The organism is Parasphingorhabdus pacifica, from assembly GCF_054779195.1.
Window position 1 is genome coordinate 1 of record NZ_BAAGYS010000010.1, and the last position, 18,409, is coordinate 18,409.

The following is an 18,409-nucleotide window of genomic DNA, read 5'->3' on the forward strand; positions in this document are numbered from 1 at the left end:
GCCGGGTGGAGACCGCGCTCAAGGGCAAGGACATGTCCCTGGAGCTGACCGACAACGCCAAGAAGCTGTTGGCCAAGCGTGGTTTCGATCCCGTGCTGGGTGCCCGTCCGCTGCGGCGCACGATCCAGCGGGAGGTCGAGGACAAGCTCTCCGAGAAGATCCTGTTCGGCGAGGTCGAGCCGGGTCAGATCATCATCGTCGATGTCGAGGGCTGGGACGGCGAAGGTCCCGACGACCAGGCCCAGTTCGTCTTCCGAGGCGAAACCAAGCCGTCGTTGGTGCCGGACTCCCCGCCGGTCGACCTCGCGGGCTCCTCCCGCGATTCCGACTCGCACTGACGTTTTCCGCAACCGAGAACCTCCGCCACGTCGACCTCGTCGGCGTGGCGGAGGTGTATTCGGGGCGCCACACAGTGCGAAGCAGCCGACCCGGGTCGCACGTCGCCGTCCCGGTGCCCGCCGTGCGCGAAGGTGTGGCCCGACGTAGCCCAGGTGTCAGAATGCGGCCGTGAGCGCCTTCCTGCACCCCGATCGGCATCGAATCGCCGTCCTCGTTCGCCAGGGTTTGCTGCCGATGGAGCTGGCCATCGTTCACCAGCTGTTCTCGAAGGCGCTGAGCGCGAGCGGCGATCAGCTGTACGAGGTGGTGACGTGTGCGGTGACTCCCGGGCAAGTACGCACGACCGCCGATTTCCCGATCTCGGTCACCCACGGCCCCGAGGCGCTGGCCGAGGCTGACACCGTGTTCATCCCCGCGTCCGACGAGGACTACGAGTCCGACGGGCAGCTTGCCGGCACGCTGGCGGCAGCCCTGGTGCGCGTACCGGACGACGCCCGCATCGCTTCGATCTGCACTGGTGCTTTCGTCTTGGCGAGCGCCGGCCGGCTCGACGGGCGGAAGGCGACCACGCATTGGAACTCGGCCGAACACTTCCGCCGGCTGCATCCCGCTGTGAACCTCGACCCCGATGTCCTCTACGTGGACGACGGTGCTGTGTTGACCTCGGCAGGCGAGGCCGCCGGAATCGACCTGTGCTTGCACATCATCCGCGAGGACCACGGTGCAGCGATCGCCAACGACGTGGCACGCAGTGCGGTCGTCCCTGCCCACCGGGACGGCGGCCAGGCGCAGTTCGTCAGACGGGCGGTACCCGAACCGCAGCGATCGTCCACGGCCGACGCGCGCGCTTGGGCGTTGAGTCACCTTCACCGAGCGGTGACCTTGAGTGAACTGGCCGAACGCGAGTCGATGAGCATCCGCACCTTCACCCGGCGCTTTCGGGACGAGATGGGCCTGTCACCGGTCCAATGGCTCACCCAGCAGCGCGTCGAACGCGCCAGGCAGCTGCTGGAGGAAACGGACCTTCCCGTTGACCAGGTGGCTCAGGATGCCGGGTTCGGCACCGCGGCCGCGATGCGCCAGCACCTGCGCGCCAAACTCGGCACCTCGCCGAGCGCGTACCGCAGAACGTTCCACACTGTGCGCGGAAGCGGACCTGTGAGCGCGGACGAGAAGCGGTAGGACCGGGCACGAGCCAGCCGGATTCGGCAACGTGTCGACCGCGCACCTTCCGCTCGGGCAGGAGCGTCAGCACGTCACACTTCCACTGCCGTGCGCAGGCGCAGATCGTCGAGTGACCGGCCGACCTCGGCGCTGTAGACGCCCGGAACGGACCGCCAATCGTCGGTCTGCTCGTTCCAGATCTCGACAACCCGTCGAGGCAGCGCGATGGTCACCTCGACGGCTTCGCCGGGTGCGGCTTCCACGGAAGCGAAACCGGCCAGGCACCTGGCCGGGCGTTCGACGACGTCGTTCTCGGGAACAGCGAGGTAAACCTGCACCACCTCGCGGCCGGTGAGGTCGCCGATGTTGCGCACGCGCACGATCACCGATCCGAGGTCCGACTCCCCCGCCGCCTCGTACACGACGCTCTCGTAATCCCAATCCGTGTAGCCGAAGCCGTGTCCGAAGCAGTAGGCCGGTGTGGGGTCGACCAGCTGCCATGCCCGGTAGCCGATGAAGACGCCTTCCTCGTAGGCGAGTTCGCCGTTCTCCGGAGCCACCCGGGTGACCGGCGCTTCGTCGAGCAGCGCGGGCCAGCTCGTGGGCAGGCGCCCAGCGGGCTCCGCATCCCCCAGGAGGACGTCGGCGAGCGCCGCACCTGCCTCTTGGCCGGGAAACCAGCTCAACAGGATCGCGGCGACGTCATTTCGCCACGGCATCTCCACCGGAGATCCCGAGTTGACCACGACCACAGTGCGGGGGTTGGCGGCAGCCACCTGCCGGACCAGTTCGTCCTGCCGCCCGGGGAGCTCGAGGGTGCTCCGGTCGAAACCTTCGCTTTCCACCCGTTCGGTGGTGGCGACCACGACGACCGCCGTGTCCGCCTTCCGCGCGGCGGTGACGCCTTCGGCGATGAGTTCATCGGGGTCTCGCTGCGGTTCGCCGTGGGCCAATCCGAAACCGACCGAGTCCAACGGCAGAGGGCCGGCCGTCTTGTCCACGGTGTGAACCAGACTGATGTCGACACGTTCTCCTGCGGCGAGTTCCACGTGACCCCGGACCACGGGCGCATCGAAGACGGCTTCGAAAAGACCACTGCTCTCGGACCGCTGGATTCCGTCGAACAGGACGGTCCCTGCCACGACCAGCCGGAATCCGCCCAGACCCTTGGGGCCGAAGCGGTGCCGACCGGTCTCGCGCGGAGTGAAGGCGCCGACCACCTCGACGGTGTGCAGCTCTTGGTAGTCGACCCCATCGGGGAAGTCGCCGTGCCATTGGACCGAGCCGTTGGGCAGTCCCTCCTCCGCGAGGATGCGGCCATCTGCGCTACGGACGACGGCGCGCAGGTCGAATCCCTTGTCCGCGACGACGAGTTCGCCCCCCGGGTCGGCGCCGACCGCATGCGTCACGGTGCCGCACGGCAATGCTTCGCGTAGCCCTTCCAACGGAGAGACGATGTGGTCGGGGAAGACCTCGGCGGAACCTCCGCCGAGGATGCGGGGGTCCTGAGCGGCGGCACCGACGACGACGAGGCGGTGAGTCGTGGACCGAGTGAGTGGCAGGATCCCGCACTCGTTGCGCACCAGTACCGAGGAACGGCGCGCCACCTCCCGTGCGAGTGTCCGGCCTTCGATGTGCGGCGGACGATCTTCGGGCTCGACGGCGGCAGGAACGCCGGTCAGCACGCCGACCCGGGCGGCGAGCCGAAGCACGTTGCGGACCGCACCATCCACGACGGACTCGTCCACTTCCCCTGCGCGCACCGCCTGTGCGAGCGTCTCGCCGTAGACCGTCCGCGGTCCGGGCATGGCCACGTCCAGCCCTCCGGTGATGGCGCGCACCGTGTCGCGAGCGGCGAACCAGTCGGAGACGACGAACCCGTCGAAGCCCCACTCTCCTCGGAGGACCTCGTTCAACAGGTGGCCATGCTCGGTCATGGTGGAACCGTTGACCGAGTTGTAGGCAGCCATGATTCCCCACGGACGGGCCTGCCGCACGACCGTCTCGAACGGAGCGAGGTACAGCTCCCGCAGCGCGCGGGTGCCGACGGCGTTGTCGACGGTGAATCGTTCGGTTTCGGCGTCGTTGGCGACGAAGTGCTTCACGGTCGTCCCGACACCGCCTTCCTGAACTCCTCGCACGTAGCCGGTGCCGATCCGGCCGGTCAGATGTGGATCTTCGGAGTAGCACTCGAAATGGCGTCCGCCGAGCGGGGAACGGTGCAAGTTGACGGTCGGGGCCAGCACGACGTGCACGCCCTTGCGACGGGCTTCCTGGGCCAGCAGGTGTCCGGCGCGACGCGCCAGATCCACGTCCCAGCTGGCTGCCAGCGCTGTAGGGCTGGGCAGCGCGATCGACGGATCGGTGGCCGTCCAGCGCACTCCGCGCACACCGACAGGACCGTCGGACATGACCAGCGAGTCCAGGCCGATCTTGGGCAGAGCAGGCAGCGACCACATGTCCTGACCGGCCAGCAGCCGCGACTTGTCGTCGAGGTCGAGCTGACCGAGGGCCGCCTCGACGGCGGAATCGTAGGTCCGCACGGGGTCCTTTCCCTTACACGATGTTGCCGAAGACGCGGTACGCGAGCCGTCCTGGGGGACGAACTTCGGTGACCCGGTACTCAGTCGTGCCTGGTACTCGGAAGGAATCCTGGGCGATCACCAGTAATCCAGCAGAGGACTATGCTCATTCGTTATCTGCCGGAGCTCAAGCGGCGTAGCCCGCGATCTTGTGCACCGCCAGTACCACGAACAACACGAGGCACATCGTCAGCACGGTGTTCGACAACAACCGGGACCGGTACGGAGCGGGCATCAGCTTCTTCGAGTTCAACAGGACGAGCAAGGTTCCCGAGAGGAACGGCATGAACAGCGCACCCAGCACTCCGTAGGCGATGGTGACCTGGAACGGCTTGTCCAGGAACAGCAACATCATGGGCGGGAACGTCAACCACAGCAGGTAGATCCGGAAAGGCGTGCTGTGCTCCCCTGCTTTGTGGTCGTAGGAGTCGACGGTCTCCGATGCCGCTTCCCGAGGAAGCCGCCAGGTCCGCCACCAATCAGCGAAGAGCAGGCTCACGCCGTTCCACACACCGATCAGCGAGCTGAACGTGACCGCGAAGAAGCCGACGAGGAACGGGATTCGCGCCCACTGTCCGTAGTCGGCGGCCAACGCGTCGCCGAGGTAGAGCAGCCCCTCATCGCCGTCGATCACCTGCTGGCCGAGCAGCATTTCCGAGCCGATGATCAGCATCGCCACCACGAACAAACCCATCGTGATGTATCCGACCGCGTTGTCGGTACGCATGAACGGGATCCACGCGGGTGAGTTCCACCCCTTGGCAAAGGTCCAGTAGCCGTACGCGGCCATCGTGATCGTGCCGCCGACACCACCCATCAGTCCGAGGACGTAGGTGATGGAACCGTCGGGCAGCGACGGAACCAGACCACCACCCCACGCTGCGAGGTTCGGGCCCACCAGGATCGCCGTGCCGACGACCGTGACGAACATGATGCCGATGAGCACGGTCATGATCTTCTCGAGCACCAAGTAGCGCCCGAACCACACCATCGCCAGACCCACGAGCCCACAGAGCATCCCCCAGGACCGCACGGAGAAGACCGGGAACATCGCGTTCAGCGGCAAGGCCGTTGCCGACATCGCCGTGGCGCCGTAGACGAATCCCCACAGCACGATGTAGATCCCGAAGAAGCCGGTCGCCCACCTGCCGAGGGTGCGCCAACCGGACAGGATCGTGCGGTTCGAACCCAGATGCCACCGGCCGACCGCTTCACCGAGGCCGAGCTTGAACACGGTTCCAAGGATGACCGCCCAGAACAGCGCGTAGCCGTATCGCGAACCCGCGGCCATCGTGGCCACAAGGTCGCCGGCGCCCACACCCGTGGCCGCGACGATGATTCCGGGACCGATCTGCTTCAGTCGAGCCCGCCAACCGGGCCCTGCGGGACTGTGGGAGGTCGCATCGACAGACATGACCCACAACGTATGGGTGAGGACGGTCACACGGAAGACGGATTGGATAAAATCTTAAGAATCCAAAGTCGGAGTGACCCGTTGTCGCGCTCTCCCCAACCACCCGGCGGGAGTGACCATCTGGTCTCCCACGGTGAGCGGCCACCACACCGATCGACGTTTCCCATCGATCAGATGGGTGTGTGCCACTCCCACGGCACCACACCACCCTCGACCACCACCTGCTCGACGCGCTGGAGTTGAGCTGCTGAGCGGCTGCTGCGCGCCTACAGCGACCGGCCGATACCGCGAGCCGCCGCCTGCACCACCGGAGCCAGGGCGCCCGCCCGCGCACCGTCGGCGTGTACGACCAGAGACACCGCCGCGATCACCGAACCGTCGGGACCGGTGATCGGTGCCGCGACCGAGACGCTGTCCGCCGTCATCTGCCCGTTGCTGACCGCGTAACCGTTGCGGCGGACCCCGGCGAGTACCTCCCGGAGGCGTTCCGGCTTCGTGATCGTCGCTTCGGTGTAGGCCCGCAGCGGCGCACCGAGTACCTCGTCCTGCACCTCCCTCGGGGCGTGGGCGAGCAGTGCCATCCCCACCCCGGTGGCGTGCAACGCGAACCGGCCGCCGACCCGAGTCAGCACCGGAACAGCGCTCCGACCGGCAATGCGCTCGACGAACACCACTTCCAGGCCCTCGCGTACCGCGAGCTGCACGTTCTCGTGGGTGACCTCGTAAAGGTCCTCGAGGAACGGCATCGCCGCTTCCCGCAGGCCGAGACCTCGCGGTGCCAGCGACGCCACCTCCCACAGGCGCAAGCCGACGCGGTACCTGCCGTCCGGGCCGCGTTCGAGGGCACCCCACTCGACCAATTCCGCCACTCGCCGATGTGCGGTGGGCAGCGACAGGCCGGCCCGCCGGGCGAGTTCGGACAGGGTCAGTTCCGGCCAGGCCGGTGTGAAGGCCTCCAACAACGCCAGCACCTTGCTGGTGACCGAGCGACGGTGACCGCCGTTGCTCTCGGCCATCGGTTCCGGCTCCGCACGTCCCGCCACCATCAACCCATTATGGGCGCCCGCCCGCACATGGGGTTTCAGCCCGCGGACCGGCCGACCCCACCCGCCGGAACGCACGTGTCCGCACGGCCGATCACACCGCTACACCCGCACAGCGTCATCAAGAGTCTTTCACTCATCGAAAACAGGGGTCGACCGGACATCGATGGCACGGCGAGAGTCCCGACAGCCGCAGCTCCACGCCCACCACGGTGAGCAGCCGCGGTTCGGCGCCGCGAGCGAACGCGTCGTGCACCGACCCCCAGACCCCTTGCGAGGCCATTCCATGCCCAATGCCCGAACGAACCCACCTTTCCGCGCCGACCATGTGGGAAGCCTGCTGCGTCCCGATTACCTGCTCGATGCCCGGAAGCAGTACGGCACAGGGGCGATCAGCGCGGAACGCCTGCACGAGGTCGAGGACGAGGCGATCCGCGAAACGGTGCGGCGGCAGGCCGACATCGGTCTGTCCAGCGCAACGGACGGGGAGTTCCGCCGCAATTCGTGGCACATGGACTTCATCTACCAGCTCGGCGGCATCACCCGTTCCGATGAGCACATGAACGTGGAGTTCAAGAACGCCGAGGGCAAGGTGGACTTCTCCCCCGCGGCGCTCCGGGTCAGCGACAAGATCTCCCTGGACAAAACGATCTTCGCCGAAGATTTCCGCTTTCTCCGGGACAACACCGATTCGGTGGCGAAGCTGACCATTCCATCCCCGAGCATGGTCCACTACCGAGGTGGCCGGGCGCAGATCGACCGGACCGCTTACCCGGACGAGGAAGAGTTCTGGGCTGACCTCAGCTCGGCGTACGCGGAACAGATCCAGCGAATCGCCCAGCAGGGATGCCGCTACCTGCAGCTCGACGACACGAGTCTCGCTTACCTCAACGACCCCGCTCAGCGTGAACTGATCGCGAACCGCGGCGACGACGCCGAGCACCAGCACGAGCGCTACATCCGGCAGATCAACGCGGCGCTGGCGAACCGGCCCGAGGAACTGCACATCACCACGCACATGTGCCGGGGCAACTTCCAGTCCTCGTGGGCAGCCGAAGGCAGCTACGAGTTCGTGGCCGAGGTGCTGTTCAACGAGCTCTCGGTGGACGGCTTCTTCATGGAGTTCGACGACGAACGTTCAGGCGGGTTCGAGCCCCTGCGGTACGTGCCGGAGGGCAAGCAGGTGGTGTTGGGTCTCGTCACCACCAAGCACGGCAAGCTGGAGAGCAAGGACGACCTCAAGCGCCGTGTGGAAGAGGCCAGCAAGTTCGTCTCGCTCGACCAGCTGTGCCTGTCGCCGCAATGCGGTTTCTCCTCCACTGTGGAGGGAAACTCGCTGACGCAGGACGAGCAGTGGGCCAAACTCGAGCTCGTGGTCGAGACCGCGGAGGAGATCTGGGGCTGAGCCCGGCAGGGACCCGGTCTCCGGCGCTCCGGCCCGGCGCTGTGCCGGGATGCGTCCGCGCACTGACTGCGCCGACCCGCAGTGCTCGGTGGTGGACGGCTCCGATACCGCCGTCCACCACCGGTGCCCGCCACATCTCCGGGGCCACCAAATCTCCGGTCGTCAACCACTCGCCAACGTTCCCGTGGCCCGCACCACCGCGGTTCGTTGGCGGCCGAGCCCCTGCACCTCGGCCTCGACCACGTCGCGTGCTCGCAGGAAGGGGCGAGGTTCGGGATGCAGCGCCGCCACACCACCCGGTGTGCCGGTGAGGACCAGATCACCCGGTTCGAGGGTCATCAACCCGCTGAGGTGGGCCAACACCTCGCCGACGCCGAATACCATGTCCGAGCTGCTACCGCGCTGGCGTCGCGTGCCGTTGACCCACAAGTCCAGCTGCAGTACCTGCGGGTCCGCGACCTCGTCTGCGGTGACCAGCCACGGGCCGAGGGGGCAGAACGTGTCGTGGCACTTCCCCCTGGCCCAGGTGGGTCCCTGCTGGAGGTGAGCACGCTCGGTGAGGTCGTTCGCGGTGGCATAGCCGGCGACCGCTCGCGTGGCGAGATCGGGATCACCGCACGCACGGAGCGGGGAACCGATCACCACCCCAAGCTCCACCTCCCAATCGGTGTGCTCGCTGTCCTCGGGAACGACTATCAGGTCGGACGGCCCTATGATGCTGCTGCTCGGCTTGAAGAACACGATCGGTTCGGCCGGCGGATCAACTCCCGCTTCATCGGCGTGATCGTGGTAGTTCAACCCGATGCCGACCACCTTGCCCGGTCGCGCGACGGGCGGCCCGAATCGCCGCACGCCTTCCAGCACCGGTAGCTCGCCGGTCTCCAACGCGGCCCGCACGGCATTCAACCTGTCGGTATCGGCGACCAGCGCCCCGTCGACGTCGGTGGCGAATGCCGACAGATCGCGGATGCGGTCGTCGCCGTCGAGGACACCGGGACGTTCGAACCCGGGCTCGCCGACCCGGACGAGTTTCACGGTGCACTTCCGGTGATTCGTCCGGTCGACGGGCCGGTTGGTGCGTTCGGTCCGCCCGCACGCGCGATCCGTCGGGAATCGGTCGGTTCGATGCGGGCCGTGCCGGAACCACTGCCGGGTCCTGACTGCCCCTGTTCCGCAGAACCGGGTGCGGTGACTTGGTTTCCGATGTCCCTCAAGCGAAGCTCCTTCCGTGCTCGTTGAGATGTTCGCCTGCGATGCGCTCTCCGAGCTCGTCGAGCAGCGTTGCGCCGTTGGTCATGCAGCGGGCCCGATCGGGTTCGATGTCGGTGAGCGCGTACGCCGCGCGAATCCCGGCCGCCCGCAAGTCCTCCGACAGCAACGAGGTCTGGCCGCAGACCGCGACGACCGGGACACCCCACTTCCGGGCGGACTCCGCTACCCCGGCAGGCGCCTTGCCGTGCAGGGTTTGCTCGTCGAGGGAGCCCTCACCGGTTATGACCAGGTCCGCCTCCCCGAGGTGTCGCCGGAGGCCGACCAGTTCGAGCACGAGCTCGATTCCGGGCCGCAGTTCGGCGCCGATCAACGCGAGCGCCGCGAAACCGACGCCGCCTGCAGCACCCGCCCCAGGGACAGCGCGCACATCACGTCCGGTGGTCATGGCGACGACGTCCGCCCAGCGGCTGAGCGCGGCATCCAGGAACGCGACGGCACTGACAGACGCACCCTTCTGCGGCCCGTACACCGCTGCCGCTCCGCGCGGACCGGTGAGTGGATTGTCGACATCGCAAGCCACCGTGATCCGGACACCGCGCAACCGCTCGGCGAGCCGTCCCAGCTCGACGGTGTCGAGCCGGGACAGATCACTCCCGCGGGAACCGAGTTCTTCACCGGCCGCATCCAGCAGCCGTGCCCCAAGGGCCCGGACGAGCCCGGCCCCGCCGTCGGTACTGGCGCTGCCGCCGATGCCGAGCACGATGTCCCGGCAACCGGCCTCGACGGCGGCGTCGATCACCTCCCCCACTCCCCTGCTGGTCGCGGTCAGCGGCGCATGGACGCCATCCGAAAGCCGGGACAGTCCGGATACGCCCGCCAGTTCCACTACCGCGCGCTCGCCGCTGCGGGCGTAGGTGGTGGTCAACGGTTCACCGGTCGGACCGCCGGCCACCACGCGGACTTCGGTGTATCCGGCGGCCACGGCGGCCGCGACGGTTCCGTCCCCGCCGTCGGCGATGGGAACGGACCGTACCTCGAGTCCGGGGTCGTACCGCAGCAGTCCGGTTGATAAGGCTCCGCACACCTCGTCGGCGGTGAGTGAACCCTTGAACTTGTCCGGGGCGATGAGCACTGTGGTCATGACGCTCCGGTCAATCCAGCGTCGTCACGGCAGTGGGCGCGTCCTCGCGCCCCTGGGCCAACTCTTCGAACTCGTTCACCGCGTCGATCTCGGTTCCCATCGACACGTTGGTGACCCGTTCGAGGATGACCTCGACCACGACGGGAACGCGGTGTTCGACGATGAGCTTCTTCGCTTCCTCCAGCGCGTCGAGGATCCCGTCCGGTTCGAACACCCTGAGCGCCTTGCACCCCAGGCCTTCCGCGACCTTGAGGTGGTCGACGCCGTACCCACCGACCTCGGGTGCGTTGATGTTCTCGAAGGACAACTGGACGCAGTAGTCCATGTCGAAACCACGCTGGGCCTGCCGGATCAGACCGAGATAGGCATTGTTCACCAGGACGTGGATGAACGGGATGTTGAACTGTGCACCGACGGCGAGTTCCTCGACCAAGAACTGGAAATCGTAGTCCCCGGACAGGGCGACCACTGTGGAATCCGGGTCAGCTTTCGCAACCCCGAGCGCCGCGGGAACCGTCCAACCCAGTGGTCCGGCCTGACCGGCGTTGATCCAGTGCCGGGGTCGGTAGACGTGCAACATCTGCGCTGCCTGGATCTGTGACAGGCCGATGGTCGACACGTACCTGGTATCGGGCCCGAACGCCCGGTTCATCTCCTGGTAGACCCGTTGGGGCTTGACCGGAACCGTGTCGAAGTGGGTCTTGCGGTGCAGACTCGCCTTGCGCTGCCTGCACGCCCGACCCCACTCGCCGCGGTCGGCGAGTTTGCCCTCGCCCCGCCACTCCCGCGCCACCTCGACGAAAACCTCGAGAGCCGCCTTGGCATCGGAAACGATGCTGTAGTCCGGCGCGAACACCCTGCCGATCTGGGTGGGTTCGATGTCGACGTGGACGAACGTGCGGTCCCGCACGTAGGTGTCGACACCACCCGTGTGCCGGTTGGCCCACCGATTTCCGATGCCGAGCACGAAATCGGACTCCAGCATCGTCGCGTTGCCGTAGCGATGGGCGGTCTGGAGACCCACCATGCCGGCCATCAGCGGGTGGTCGTCCGGAATGGCGCCCCAGCCCATCAGCGTGGGGACCACAGGGACGCCGAGCGTTTCGGCGAGCTCGACGAGCAGGTCCGAACCGTCGGCGTTGATGATTCCACCACCCGCGACGATGAGCGGACGCTCGGCGCCGTTGAGCATCTCCAGGGCGTGCTCCGCCTGCGCACGTGTCGCCGCGGGAGGCGCCACCGGCAACGGCTCGTAGGTGTCGATGTCGAATTCGATCTCGGCTTGCTGCACATCGATCGGCAGGTCGATGAGTACCGGGCCGGGCCGCCCCGAGCGCATCAGCTGGAACGCCTTCTGGAAGGACCCCGGGACTTGTGCCGGTTCGAGGACGGTCACCGCCCATTTGGTGACCGGCTTCGCCACGGACTCGATGTCGACGGCCTGGAAATCTTCCTTGTGCAACTTGGCGACCGGCGCCTGACCGGTGATCGCCAGGATCGGTATCGAGTCGGCGGAAGCCGAGTACAGACCGGTGATCATGTCGGTTCCGGCCGGGCCCGAAGTGCCGACGCAGACACCGATGTTTCCCGCGGCGGCCCGGGTGTAGCCCTCGGCCATGTGCGAGGCCGCCTCGACGTGGCGGGCAAGCACGTGGCCGATTCCGCCGTGTTGTCTGATGGCGCTGTAGAACGGGTTGATCGCGGCGCCGGGCAGACCGAAGGTCTGGCTGACCCCCTCCTTCTCCAGGATGAGGGCCGCGGCGTCGACGGTGCGCATGCGCGTCATGTCGTTCGTCCTCGTTTCAGCTGAACCGTTGGTGGTGGGATCAGGTGGATTCGCGGTCGGAGAGCCGCTCGACCCCGCGCAGCAGAGCCGAGTGGTCGAGTCCGCCATCACCGACCGCGTTCGCGGAAGCCATCAGCTGAGCGACCAGCGATCCCACTGGCACGACCACACCCGCCTCACGTGCGGCGGCGGAGACGATTCCCATGTCCTTGTGGTGCAGTTCGATCCGGAATCCGGGCTCGAACGAGCGGGAAAGCATGTTCTCGCGCTTCTGCTCCAGCACCTTGGATCCGGCGAGACCGCCCCCGAGCACGTCCAACGCGGCACGGGTGGACACGCCGTAGGCTTCGAGGAAGACCATGGCCTCGGACAGCGCCTGGATGTTCGAGGCGACGATCAGCTGGTTGGCGGCCTTGACGGTCTGCCCGGATGCGCTGGGCCCCACGTGGACGACCGTCTTGCCGACGTGGTCGAAGACCTCGGAAGCGGCCTCGAAGTCGAGCGTGTCGCCACCGACCATGATGGACAGGGCAGCGTTGATGGCGCCGGCCTCGCCTCCGGAGACGGGAGCGTCGAGAAGCCGGAATCCCTTCTCCGCAGCTTGGCCGGCGAGTTCGACGGTGACATCGGGCCGGATACTGGAGAAGTCGATGATCAGCGTGTTGGGCTTGCTGTTCTCGAAAACTCCGTCAGGGCCGGCCAGCACGTCACGGACGTCCGGGCTGTCGGGAACCATGACGCAGACGATGTCGGCGCCGTGGACCGCCGACGAGATGGAATCCGCCGAGGTGCCGCCCGCATCCAGCAGCGGGCCGTCCTTGCCGGGCGTGCGGTTGTATCCGGTCACGTCGTGGCCGGCCTTGGCGAGGTGCACCGCCATGGGGCTGCCCATGACTCCCAGGCCGATGAATGCGATCGAGCTCATTCTTTCCTCCTCCAATTTCTGATCCAACGTCGTCCGCCGTTGGCGGTCCGGGGTTCGGCTGGAACCGTTCAGCCACGTCCGCTGGCGGATCCGCGACGCTCACGCGGCAACCAGCCGAAGCTGCTTTCCGTATCGTTGGCGGCCTTGTACTCGAGGCCGACCCAGCCGCGGTAGCCACCGCTTTCGAGTGCGGCGAGCTGCTGCTGCAGCGGAAGGGAACCGGTTCCCGGCTCGCTGCGACCGGGGTGGTCGGCGATCTGCACGTGTGCGGTCCGTCCAATGTGGTCGGCGATCACCTTTTCCACATCGTCACCGTTGACCGCGAGGTGGTAGAGGTCGGCCAGCAGTCCGAGGTTCGTCACACCGGACTCGGCCTGCACCCGGTCGATGACGGCGAGCGCGTCGGCAGCGGTGCGAAGCGGATACGGTTGCGGACCGCTCACCGGCTCGACCAGGACGGTGCCGCCGATGCGGGCGGCGGCCCGTGCGGCGAGCGCGAGGTTCTCCGCGGCCGTGTCGTCCTGTTCCTGGTCGGTGGCGTCGTCGACGCGGTTTCCGTACAGGGCGTTGAACGCCGTACATCCCAGGCGTTCACCGATGGCAACGGTGACGTCGATGTTGTCCCGAAATTCCTGGAGCCGGGCGGGCCACGAGACGAGGCCTCGTTCACCGGCGGGCATGTCACCGGCGAAGAAGTTCAATCCGGTCAGCTGGACTTCCGCATCCTCGACCGCATGCACGAAGGCGTCCACTTCGCTTTGCGCCGGGACCGCGGTCTGGAACGGCCACCAGAATTCGACGGCATCGAAACCGGCTTCCTTGGCCGCTGCTGGGCGTTCCAACAGGGGAAGTTCGGTGAACAGGATCGAGCAGTTGACTTCGTACGGCAGAGAGTGGGTCATCGTCTCTGCTTCCTTTCTCTCCGTTGTGGGAACGGCCTTGTTCATAAGTGCGCGGTGCTGGGCCGATGCGTAGCGCTCGGGTCAGTGCGCGGTGCTTTCGTCACCGGGCACCTCGCGGTGCCGCGGCCGTGTCTGCTGTTCGCTGCGCAGCTCATCGTCGAAGCTGTCGCCGAATTCGTCCAGTTCGTTCTCCGCCGCGGCGAATACCGATGGCCCTGGTTTGTTCCCGGCCTTGAGTTCGTTGAACAGCAGGTTCAGGAGAATCGCGACGACCGCGGTCGCACTGATGCCGGAATCCATGATCACGCCGAACCAGCTCGGGAACTTCTCCCAGAAGTCCGGAGCGGCCACGGGGATGATGCCCACCGCGATGGCCACCGACACGATAACCATGTTGAGGTTGTCGCGGTAGTCGACGCGGGCAAGGGTGCGGATTCCGCTCGCCGCGACGGAGCCGAACAGCACGATCCCCGCCCCACCGAGTACCGGGAGCGGAATCGCCGACACGATGGCTCCCACCACGGGCAGCAAGCCGAGGACGACCAGCACGAGGCCACCGGTCGCCACGGCGAACCGGCTCTTGATTCCGGTCAACGCGACCAGTCCGACGTTCTGCGCGAACGCGCTGCACGGAAAACTGCTGAAGAACGGTGAAAGCGTCGTGGCGGCCATGTCCGCTCGCAGCCCTTCGGCGACCCGCTTGGCATCGACCTCGGTGTCGACGATCTCCCCGATGGCGATGATGTCGGCGGTCGTCTCGATCATGATCACGAAAATCACGATCGTCATCGACACGATCGCTCCTACCTGGAAGGTGGGCGGACCGAAGTGGAGAATCTGCGGCAACGCGACGACATCGGCTTCCCCGACCGCGGAGAAGTCCGCCTTTCCGGCGGGAATCGCGATCAGAGTTCCCACAATCATGCCGACGAGGATGGACAATCGCGAGATCGCGCCCTGGAAGATGCGACTGATCGCCAGAATGATGACCAGCGTCAGCCCCGCGAAACCGATGTTCGACATCGAACCGAGGTCTTCTGCCCCGGTACCGCCCATCGCCCACTCGAAAGCCACAGGCATGAGCGAAAGGCCGATCACGGTGATGACGGAACCCGTGACCACCGACGGAAACAGCCGTACCAGCTGGGCGAAGAACGACGACGCCACGAGACCGATGAGCCCGGCGACTATGATGGCACCGAACACCGGCTGCACACCGCCGTCCTGGGCGATCGCGACCATCGTGGACACACTCGCGAACGAGATTCCTTGTACGATCGGCAATCGGCTTCCGAATGGGCCGATCCCGAGTGTCTGCAAGAGGGTCGCCAACCCGCTGATGAGCAGTCCGGCCGTCACCAGGGTCGCCTGGTCCATCGGGCTGAGGCCTGCCGCGCCACCGACGATGATCGGCGGTGCGATGACACCTCCGTACATCGTGAGGATGTGCTGGGTACCGAAGACGACGAGCTTTCCGGCCCCGTACGACTGGTCTTCGGGGCGGCCGCGGTACTTCGGATTTCTTCTGAACTGCGGGAGTTTCATCGTGCGGCCTCGTTTCAGCAGAACCCTGGGACGGCGTGCCACGCCGATCCGGCATCTTCGGCGTCGTCGCGGAGAACGCTCGCCTCGATGAGTCCGTAGGGCCGATCGGCCGCGTGGAAGACCTCGTTGGGGTTGTCGACCCCGAACGGTGCTAGGTCGACGAGGAAGTGGTGCTTGTTGGGCGCCGAGAACTTGATTTCTGCGATCTCCGGGAATCGCTCGACCACGGCCTCACCCATCTCGTACAGGGACTGCTGCAGTGCTTTGGAATGGACGACCGCGAATTGCTCCAGCAGCAGCGCTTTCACGCCGTCGTAGCACTTGTTCCAGTCGACGTCGGTGCGGGTGAATCGCCAGCGTGCGACAAGCGAGGTGGAGAGGACGCGGTCATCGGTTTCCCGCAACGTCGTGTACCGGTCCTTGACGAATCCGCGGAACTCCGACCCCGTGGACTTGAGCACGACGAGGTCCTTCACGCCGGAAACGACGTGGGCTCGGCGGTCGGCACCGGAGCCGTCGACGTTGACCACGGTTGTGCGAGTACCCCCACCGGTTTGGACGAAGGAGTGGTCATGTCCTTCCCCGTCGACCTGGATCCTGTCCCACGTGGCCTCGTCGACCTCGACGCGCGCACCACTGGCTGCCTCCGTGGCGGAGATGAAGTGGTCCGCGAGTTCGAGCGCGAACTGTTCGGGCGACTCGATCCCCTTCTCCTTGGCGAAGGCGAAGACGGTGTTCTTCTGGGTGTCGGTGGGCAGCACTTCTCCCTGGTCTCCGCCGATGTGGGCATCGGCGAAATCACCGCGCAGCGCCGTGGAGACCGTCAGGTCGGTGATTCTGTGGCGGGCCATGTCGCGTTGGACTCGGACTAGGTGGTTCTCGGCCTTGCCGTATTGGTTGGTTCCGAGCCTGGTGGCCATTGATCTAGCTCCTTCGACAGCTGGCATTCGGGTTGAGCAGGGTGGGCACATGCCGGTGCTGCTCCGGTGCGGGTTTTCGCGGACTGGCGCCGACCTCCGGACAGTGCCTCGGTCGACCGGCAACGGCGAACCACTCGGAGAGCCGAACACCGGTCGGTACGCCGCGCGGCGCGGCCAGTGCCCGATTCCGAGGCCATCCATCTGGGTGGCCGCCGTAGCCATTAGCGGGCCTGCCCACAGACACCCCGCATCGCGGTGGTGCTCATGCGTCGAGCACGTTCTCGGACTCGCCGGGGGCGACGCGGCGCAGCTCATAGGCCGTGACCGCGCACCCGGTCGCTTCGGACAGCTCCGGACCGCGATCGAGGGGATCCACCTGCTCCGGGAGCAACCGGGCCAGTGGCACGCCCCACACCGTATCGCACAACAGAATCTTGTTTTCGTTTGACGGAATAGTGGCACCCGCCACTCCGGCATGTCAACAGTTTGTTGAAGTACCTGGTGGGTCAACTCGCCGGCTTCCGGAGAACGGTGTGTAGTAGCAGGAGGACAGCGATGTCACCGCTGCCCCTGCCCGAAGACCGCGAGGGCGAACCCGCGTTTCGGCCGAGCACGTCGGCTCCTGGCAGTTCAAGGGACCCCACTGCGCAAGAACGCCGGCAGGCACGCCTACCAGCGGTCCGATTACGTGTGTTCGCGCTGCGGCCGGACCGTTCGGGCATCCACGCGGAACCGACGGACGAACTCCACGAGCCCCCCGTGGCCGGCAGCTACCGTCACGCACCACGCTTGGCCAACTTCGCGAGACGGCCGGAATCGATCCCGATCAGCTCAACCACCTCGGTGTCGCCGAGCGCCCCGCACTCAAGGCCTCGCAACACGAAACCAGCCAGCGCGGCGGCGGTCGCCGGCTCGTCCAGAAACCCGGAATCGCCGCCGTGGACGTACGCCCGCAGTCTCGCCGCCGCCGACCCGAACCCCTCGCGATAGAACGCGTAGGTCGCCAAGAACCGAGTCGGCAATTGGGCTGGATGCAGATCCCAGCCCTGGTAAAAACCGCGTTCCAGCGAACGCCGCACGAGCCGGTGATGCAGACGCCACGCCACCCGCACCTGCTCCCGCTCACCGAGCGGCAGCACGTTGGTCGACCCGTCGGAGACGAACACCCCCGTCCCGGCGGCGGCGACCTGCATGACGGCCTTGGCATGATCGGCCGACGGGTGCTCCATGCTCTGATACGCGGCCGAGACACCGCAGGAGGCCGAGTAGTCGTAGGTCCCGTAATGCAGGCCGGCGCAACGGCCATCCGAGGCGTGGATCATGCGAGCCACCAGGGCGGTGCCGTCCGCGCCGAGGATGGACTGCGGCGTCTCCACCTGAATCTCGAAGCGCAGCCGTCCCGCGTCCAACCCGTGCTCCCGCTCCAACCACTCACTCGCGAGCACCATCGCCTCGACCTGCTCGACGGAAGAGACCTTCGGCAGGGTCACCACCAAACCGGATGTCACGCCACTTTGCCGCGCCAACTCCCCGACGAACAGGTCGAGGGTCCGCAGTCCCCGCCGACGCGTCGGCGATTCGAAGGACTTGAACCGGATGCCGTGGAACGGTGGAGCCTGACCAGTCCGCAACGCCTTCCCCAGCTCGGATCCCGCCGACAGCGCCGCGGCGTCCTCCTCGTCATCAGGCCGATCACCGAGGCCATCCTCGAAGTCGATTCGCAGGTCCTCGATCGGTTCGGCGGTCAACTTGCCGACCACCCTCTCGCGGACCTCCGCGAACGCTTCGGGGGCGAGGCCGAACGACTCTCCCGCGTCCTCGTCCGCGCCGCCGTGCTGTTCCAGGACCGCCAGCGCCTGTCGTCCCCACTCCCCTGCCGTGGTCGCCGAGAAGCGGTCGGCGGGGACGTAGACGGTGTGAACGGGCTGACGCGCGCCACGGTCACCCGGATACCCGCGCTCCAGTGCGCCGTCGGCCGCGGCCAATCGCTCGTCCAGTTCGATCGCCAGATCGTCGATGCTGCTCATGCGG

Annotated in this window: 14 protein-coding genes and 1 pseudogene; 3 read left to right on the forward strand and 12 right to left on the reverse strand. The window is 66.7% G+C overall.

Features of this window, described 5'->3' with window-relative positions; genetic code table 11:
* Positions 1-338 (forward strand): annotated as a pseudogene (locus ACYVAN_RS15320) (hypothetical protein); the annotation flags it as partial.
* A 169-nt stretch (positions 339-507) separates the two neighbouring features.
* Positions 508-1,521 (forward strand): GlxA family transcriptional regulator, encoded by a 1,014-nt coding sequence (locus ACYVAN_RS15325; RefSeq protein ID WP_460960106.1) that lies wholly within the window; start codon positions 508-510, stop codon positions 1,519-1,521.
* Between the two features lie 74 nt (positions 1,522-1,595).
* On the opposite strand, the gene ACYVAN_RS15330 is transcribed toward ACYVAN_RS15325, so the two are convergent.
* From ACYVAN_RS15330 to ACYVAN_RS15340, 3 genes are all read right to left on the reverse strand, one after another.
* Positions 1,596-4,046, reverse strand: coding sequence for a beta-glucosidase family protein (locus tag ACYVAN_RS15330; RefSeq protein ID WP_460960108.1), 2,451 nt, complete (start codon positions 4,044-4,046; stop codon positions 1,596-1,598).
* Between the two features lie 166 nt (positions 4,047-4,212).
* Positions 4,213-5,499 carry an Nramp family divalent metal transporter gene (locus ACYVAN_RS15335; protein WP_460960110.1) on the reverse strand — a complete coding sequence of 429 codons (1,287 nt, stop codon included), beginning with the start codon at positions 5,497-5,499 and terminating at the stop codon, positions 4,213-4,215.
* A gap of 266 nt (positions 5,500-5,765) precedes the next feature.
* A complete protein-coding gene (locus ACYVAN_RS15340; RefSeq protein ID WP_460960112.1) occupies positions 5,766-6,545 on the reverse strand; it encodes an IclR family transcriptional regulator in 780 nt (259 codons plus the stop codon).
* A 283-nt stretch (positions 6,546-6,828) separates the two neighbouring features.
* On the opposite strand from ACYVAN_RS15340, the gene ACYVAN_RS15345 reads away from it, so the two are divergent.
* Complete coding sequence (locus tag ACYVAN_RS15345; protein ID WP_460960114.1) at positions 6,829-7,947, forward strand: 5-methyltetrahydropteroyltriglutamate--homocysteine S-methyltransferase; 1,119 nt, start codon at positions 6,829-6,831, stop codon at positions 7,945-7,947.
* Positions 7,948-8,109: 162 nt separating this feature from the next.
* On the opposite strand, the gene ACYVAN_RS15350 is transcribed toward ACYVAN_RS15345, so the two are convergent.
* From ACYVAN_RS15350 to ACYVAN_RS15390, 9 genes are all read right to left on the reverse strand, one after another.
* Entirely contained in the window at positions 8,110-8,982 is an 873-nt protein-coding gene (locus tag ACYVAN_RS15350; RefSeq protein WP_460960115.1) for a fumarylacetoacetate hydrolase family protein, read from the reverse strand.
* Between the two features lie 175 nt (positions 8,983-9,157).
* Positions 9,158-10,300 carry a glycerate kinase gene (locus ACYVAN_RS15355; RefSeq protein WP_460960117.1) on the reverse strand — a complete coding sequence of 381 codons (1,143 nt, stop codon included), beginning with the start codon at positions 10,298-10,300 and terminating at the stop codon, positions 9,158-9,160.
* Between the two features lie 10 nt (positions 10,301-10,310).
* Complete coding sequence (gene gcl / locus ACYVAN_RS15360) at positions 10,311-12,086, reverse strand: glyoxylate carboligase (protein WP_460960119.1); 1,776 nt, start codon at positions 12,084-12,086, stop codon at positions 10,311-10,313.
* 40 nt (positions 12,087-12,126) lie between these two features.
* Positions 12,127-13,038: a 2-hydroxy-3-oxopropionate reductase gene (locus ACYVAN_RS15365; RefSeq protein WP_460960121.1), complete on the reverse strand. Its 912-nt coding sequence runs from the start codon at positions 13,036-13,038 to the stop codon at positions 12,127-12,129.
* A gap of 41 nt (positions 13,039-13,079) precedes the next feature.
* Positions 13,080-13,913 carry a hydroxypyruvate isomerase family protein gene (locus ACYVAN_RS15370; RefSeq protein ID WP_460960123.1) on the reverse strand — a complete coding sequence of 278 codons (834 nt, stop codon included), beginning with the start codon at positions 13,911-13,913 and terminating at the stop codon, positions 13,080-13,082.
* An 81-nt stretch (positions 13,914-13,994) separates the two neighbouring features.
* Positions 13,995-15,458 (reverse strand): nucleobase:cation symporter-2 family protein, encoded by a 1,464-nt coding sequence (locus tag ACYVAN_RS15375; protein WP_460960125.1) that lies wholly within the window; start codon positions 15,456-15,458, stop codon positions 13,995-13,997.
* A gap of 14 nt (positions 15,459-15,472) precedes the next feature.
* On the reverse strand, positions 15,473-16,378 hold the full coding sequence (gene pucL, locus ACYVAN_RS15380) for a factor-independent urate hydroxylase (protein ID WP_460960127.1): 906 nt from the start codon (positions 16,376-16,378) through the stop codon (positions 15,473-15,475).
* A gap of 262 nt (positions 16,379-16,640) precedes the next feature.
* A complete protein-coding gene (locus tag ACYVAN_RS15385; protein ID WP_460960129.1) occupies positions 16,641-16,784 on the reverse strand; it encodes a hypothetical protein in 144 nt (47 codons plus the stop codon).
* A 370-nt stretch (positions 16,785-17,154) separates the two neighbouring features.
* A complete protein-coding gene (locus tag ACYVAN_RS15390; RefSeq protein ID WP_460960131.1) occupies positions 17,155-18,405 on the reverse strand; it encodes a DUF6986 family protein in 1,251 nt (416 codons plus the stop codon).
* Between the last annotated feature and the right edge of the window lie 4 nt (positions 18,406-18,409).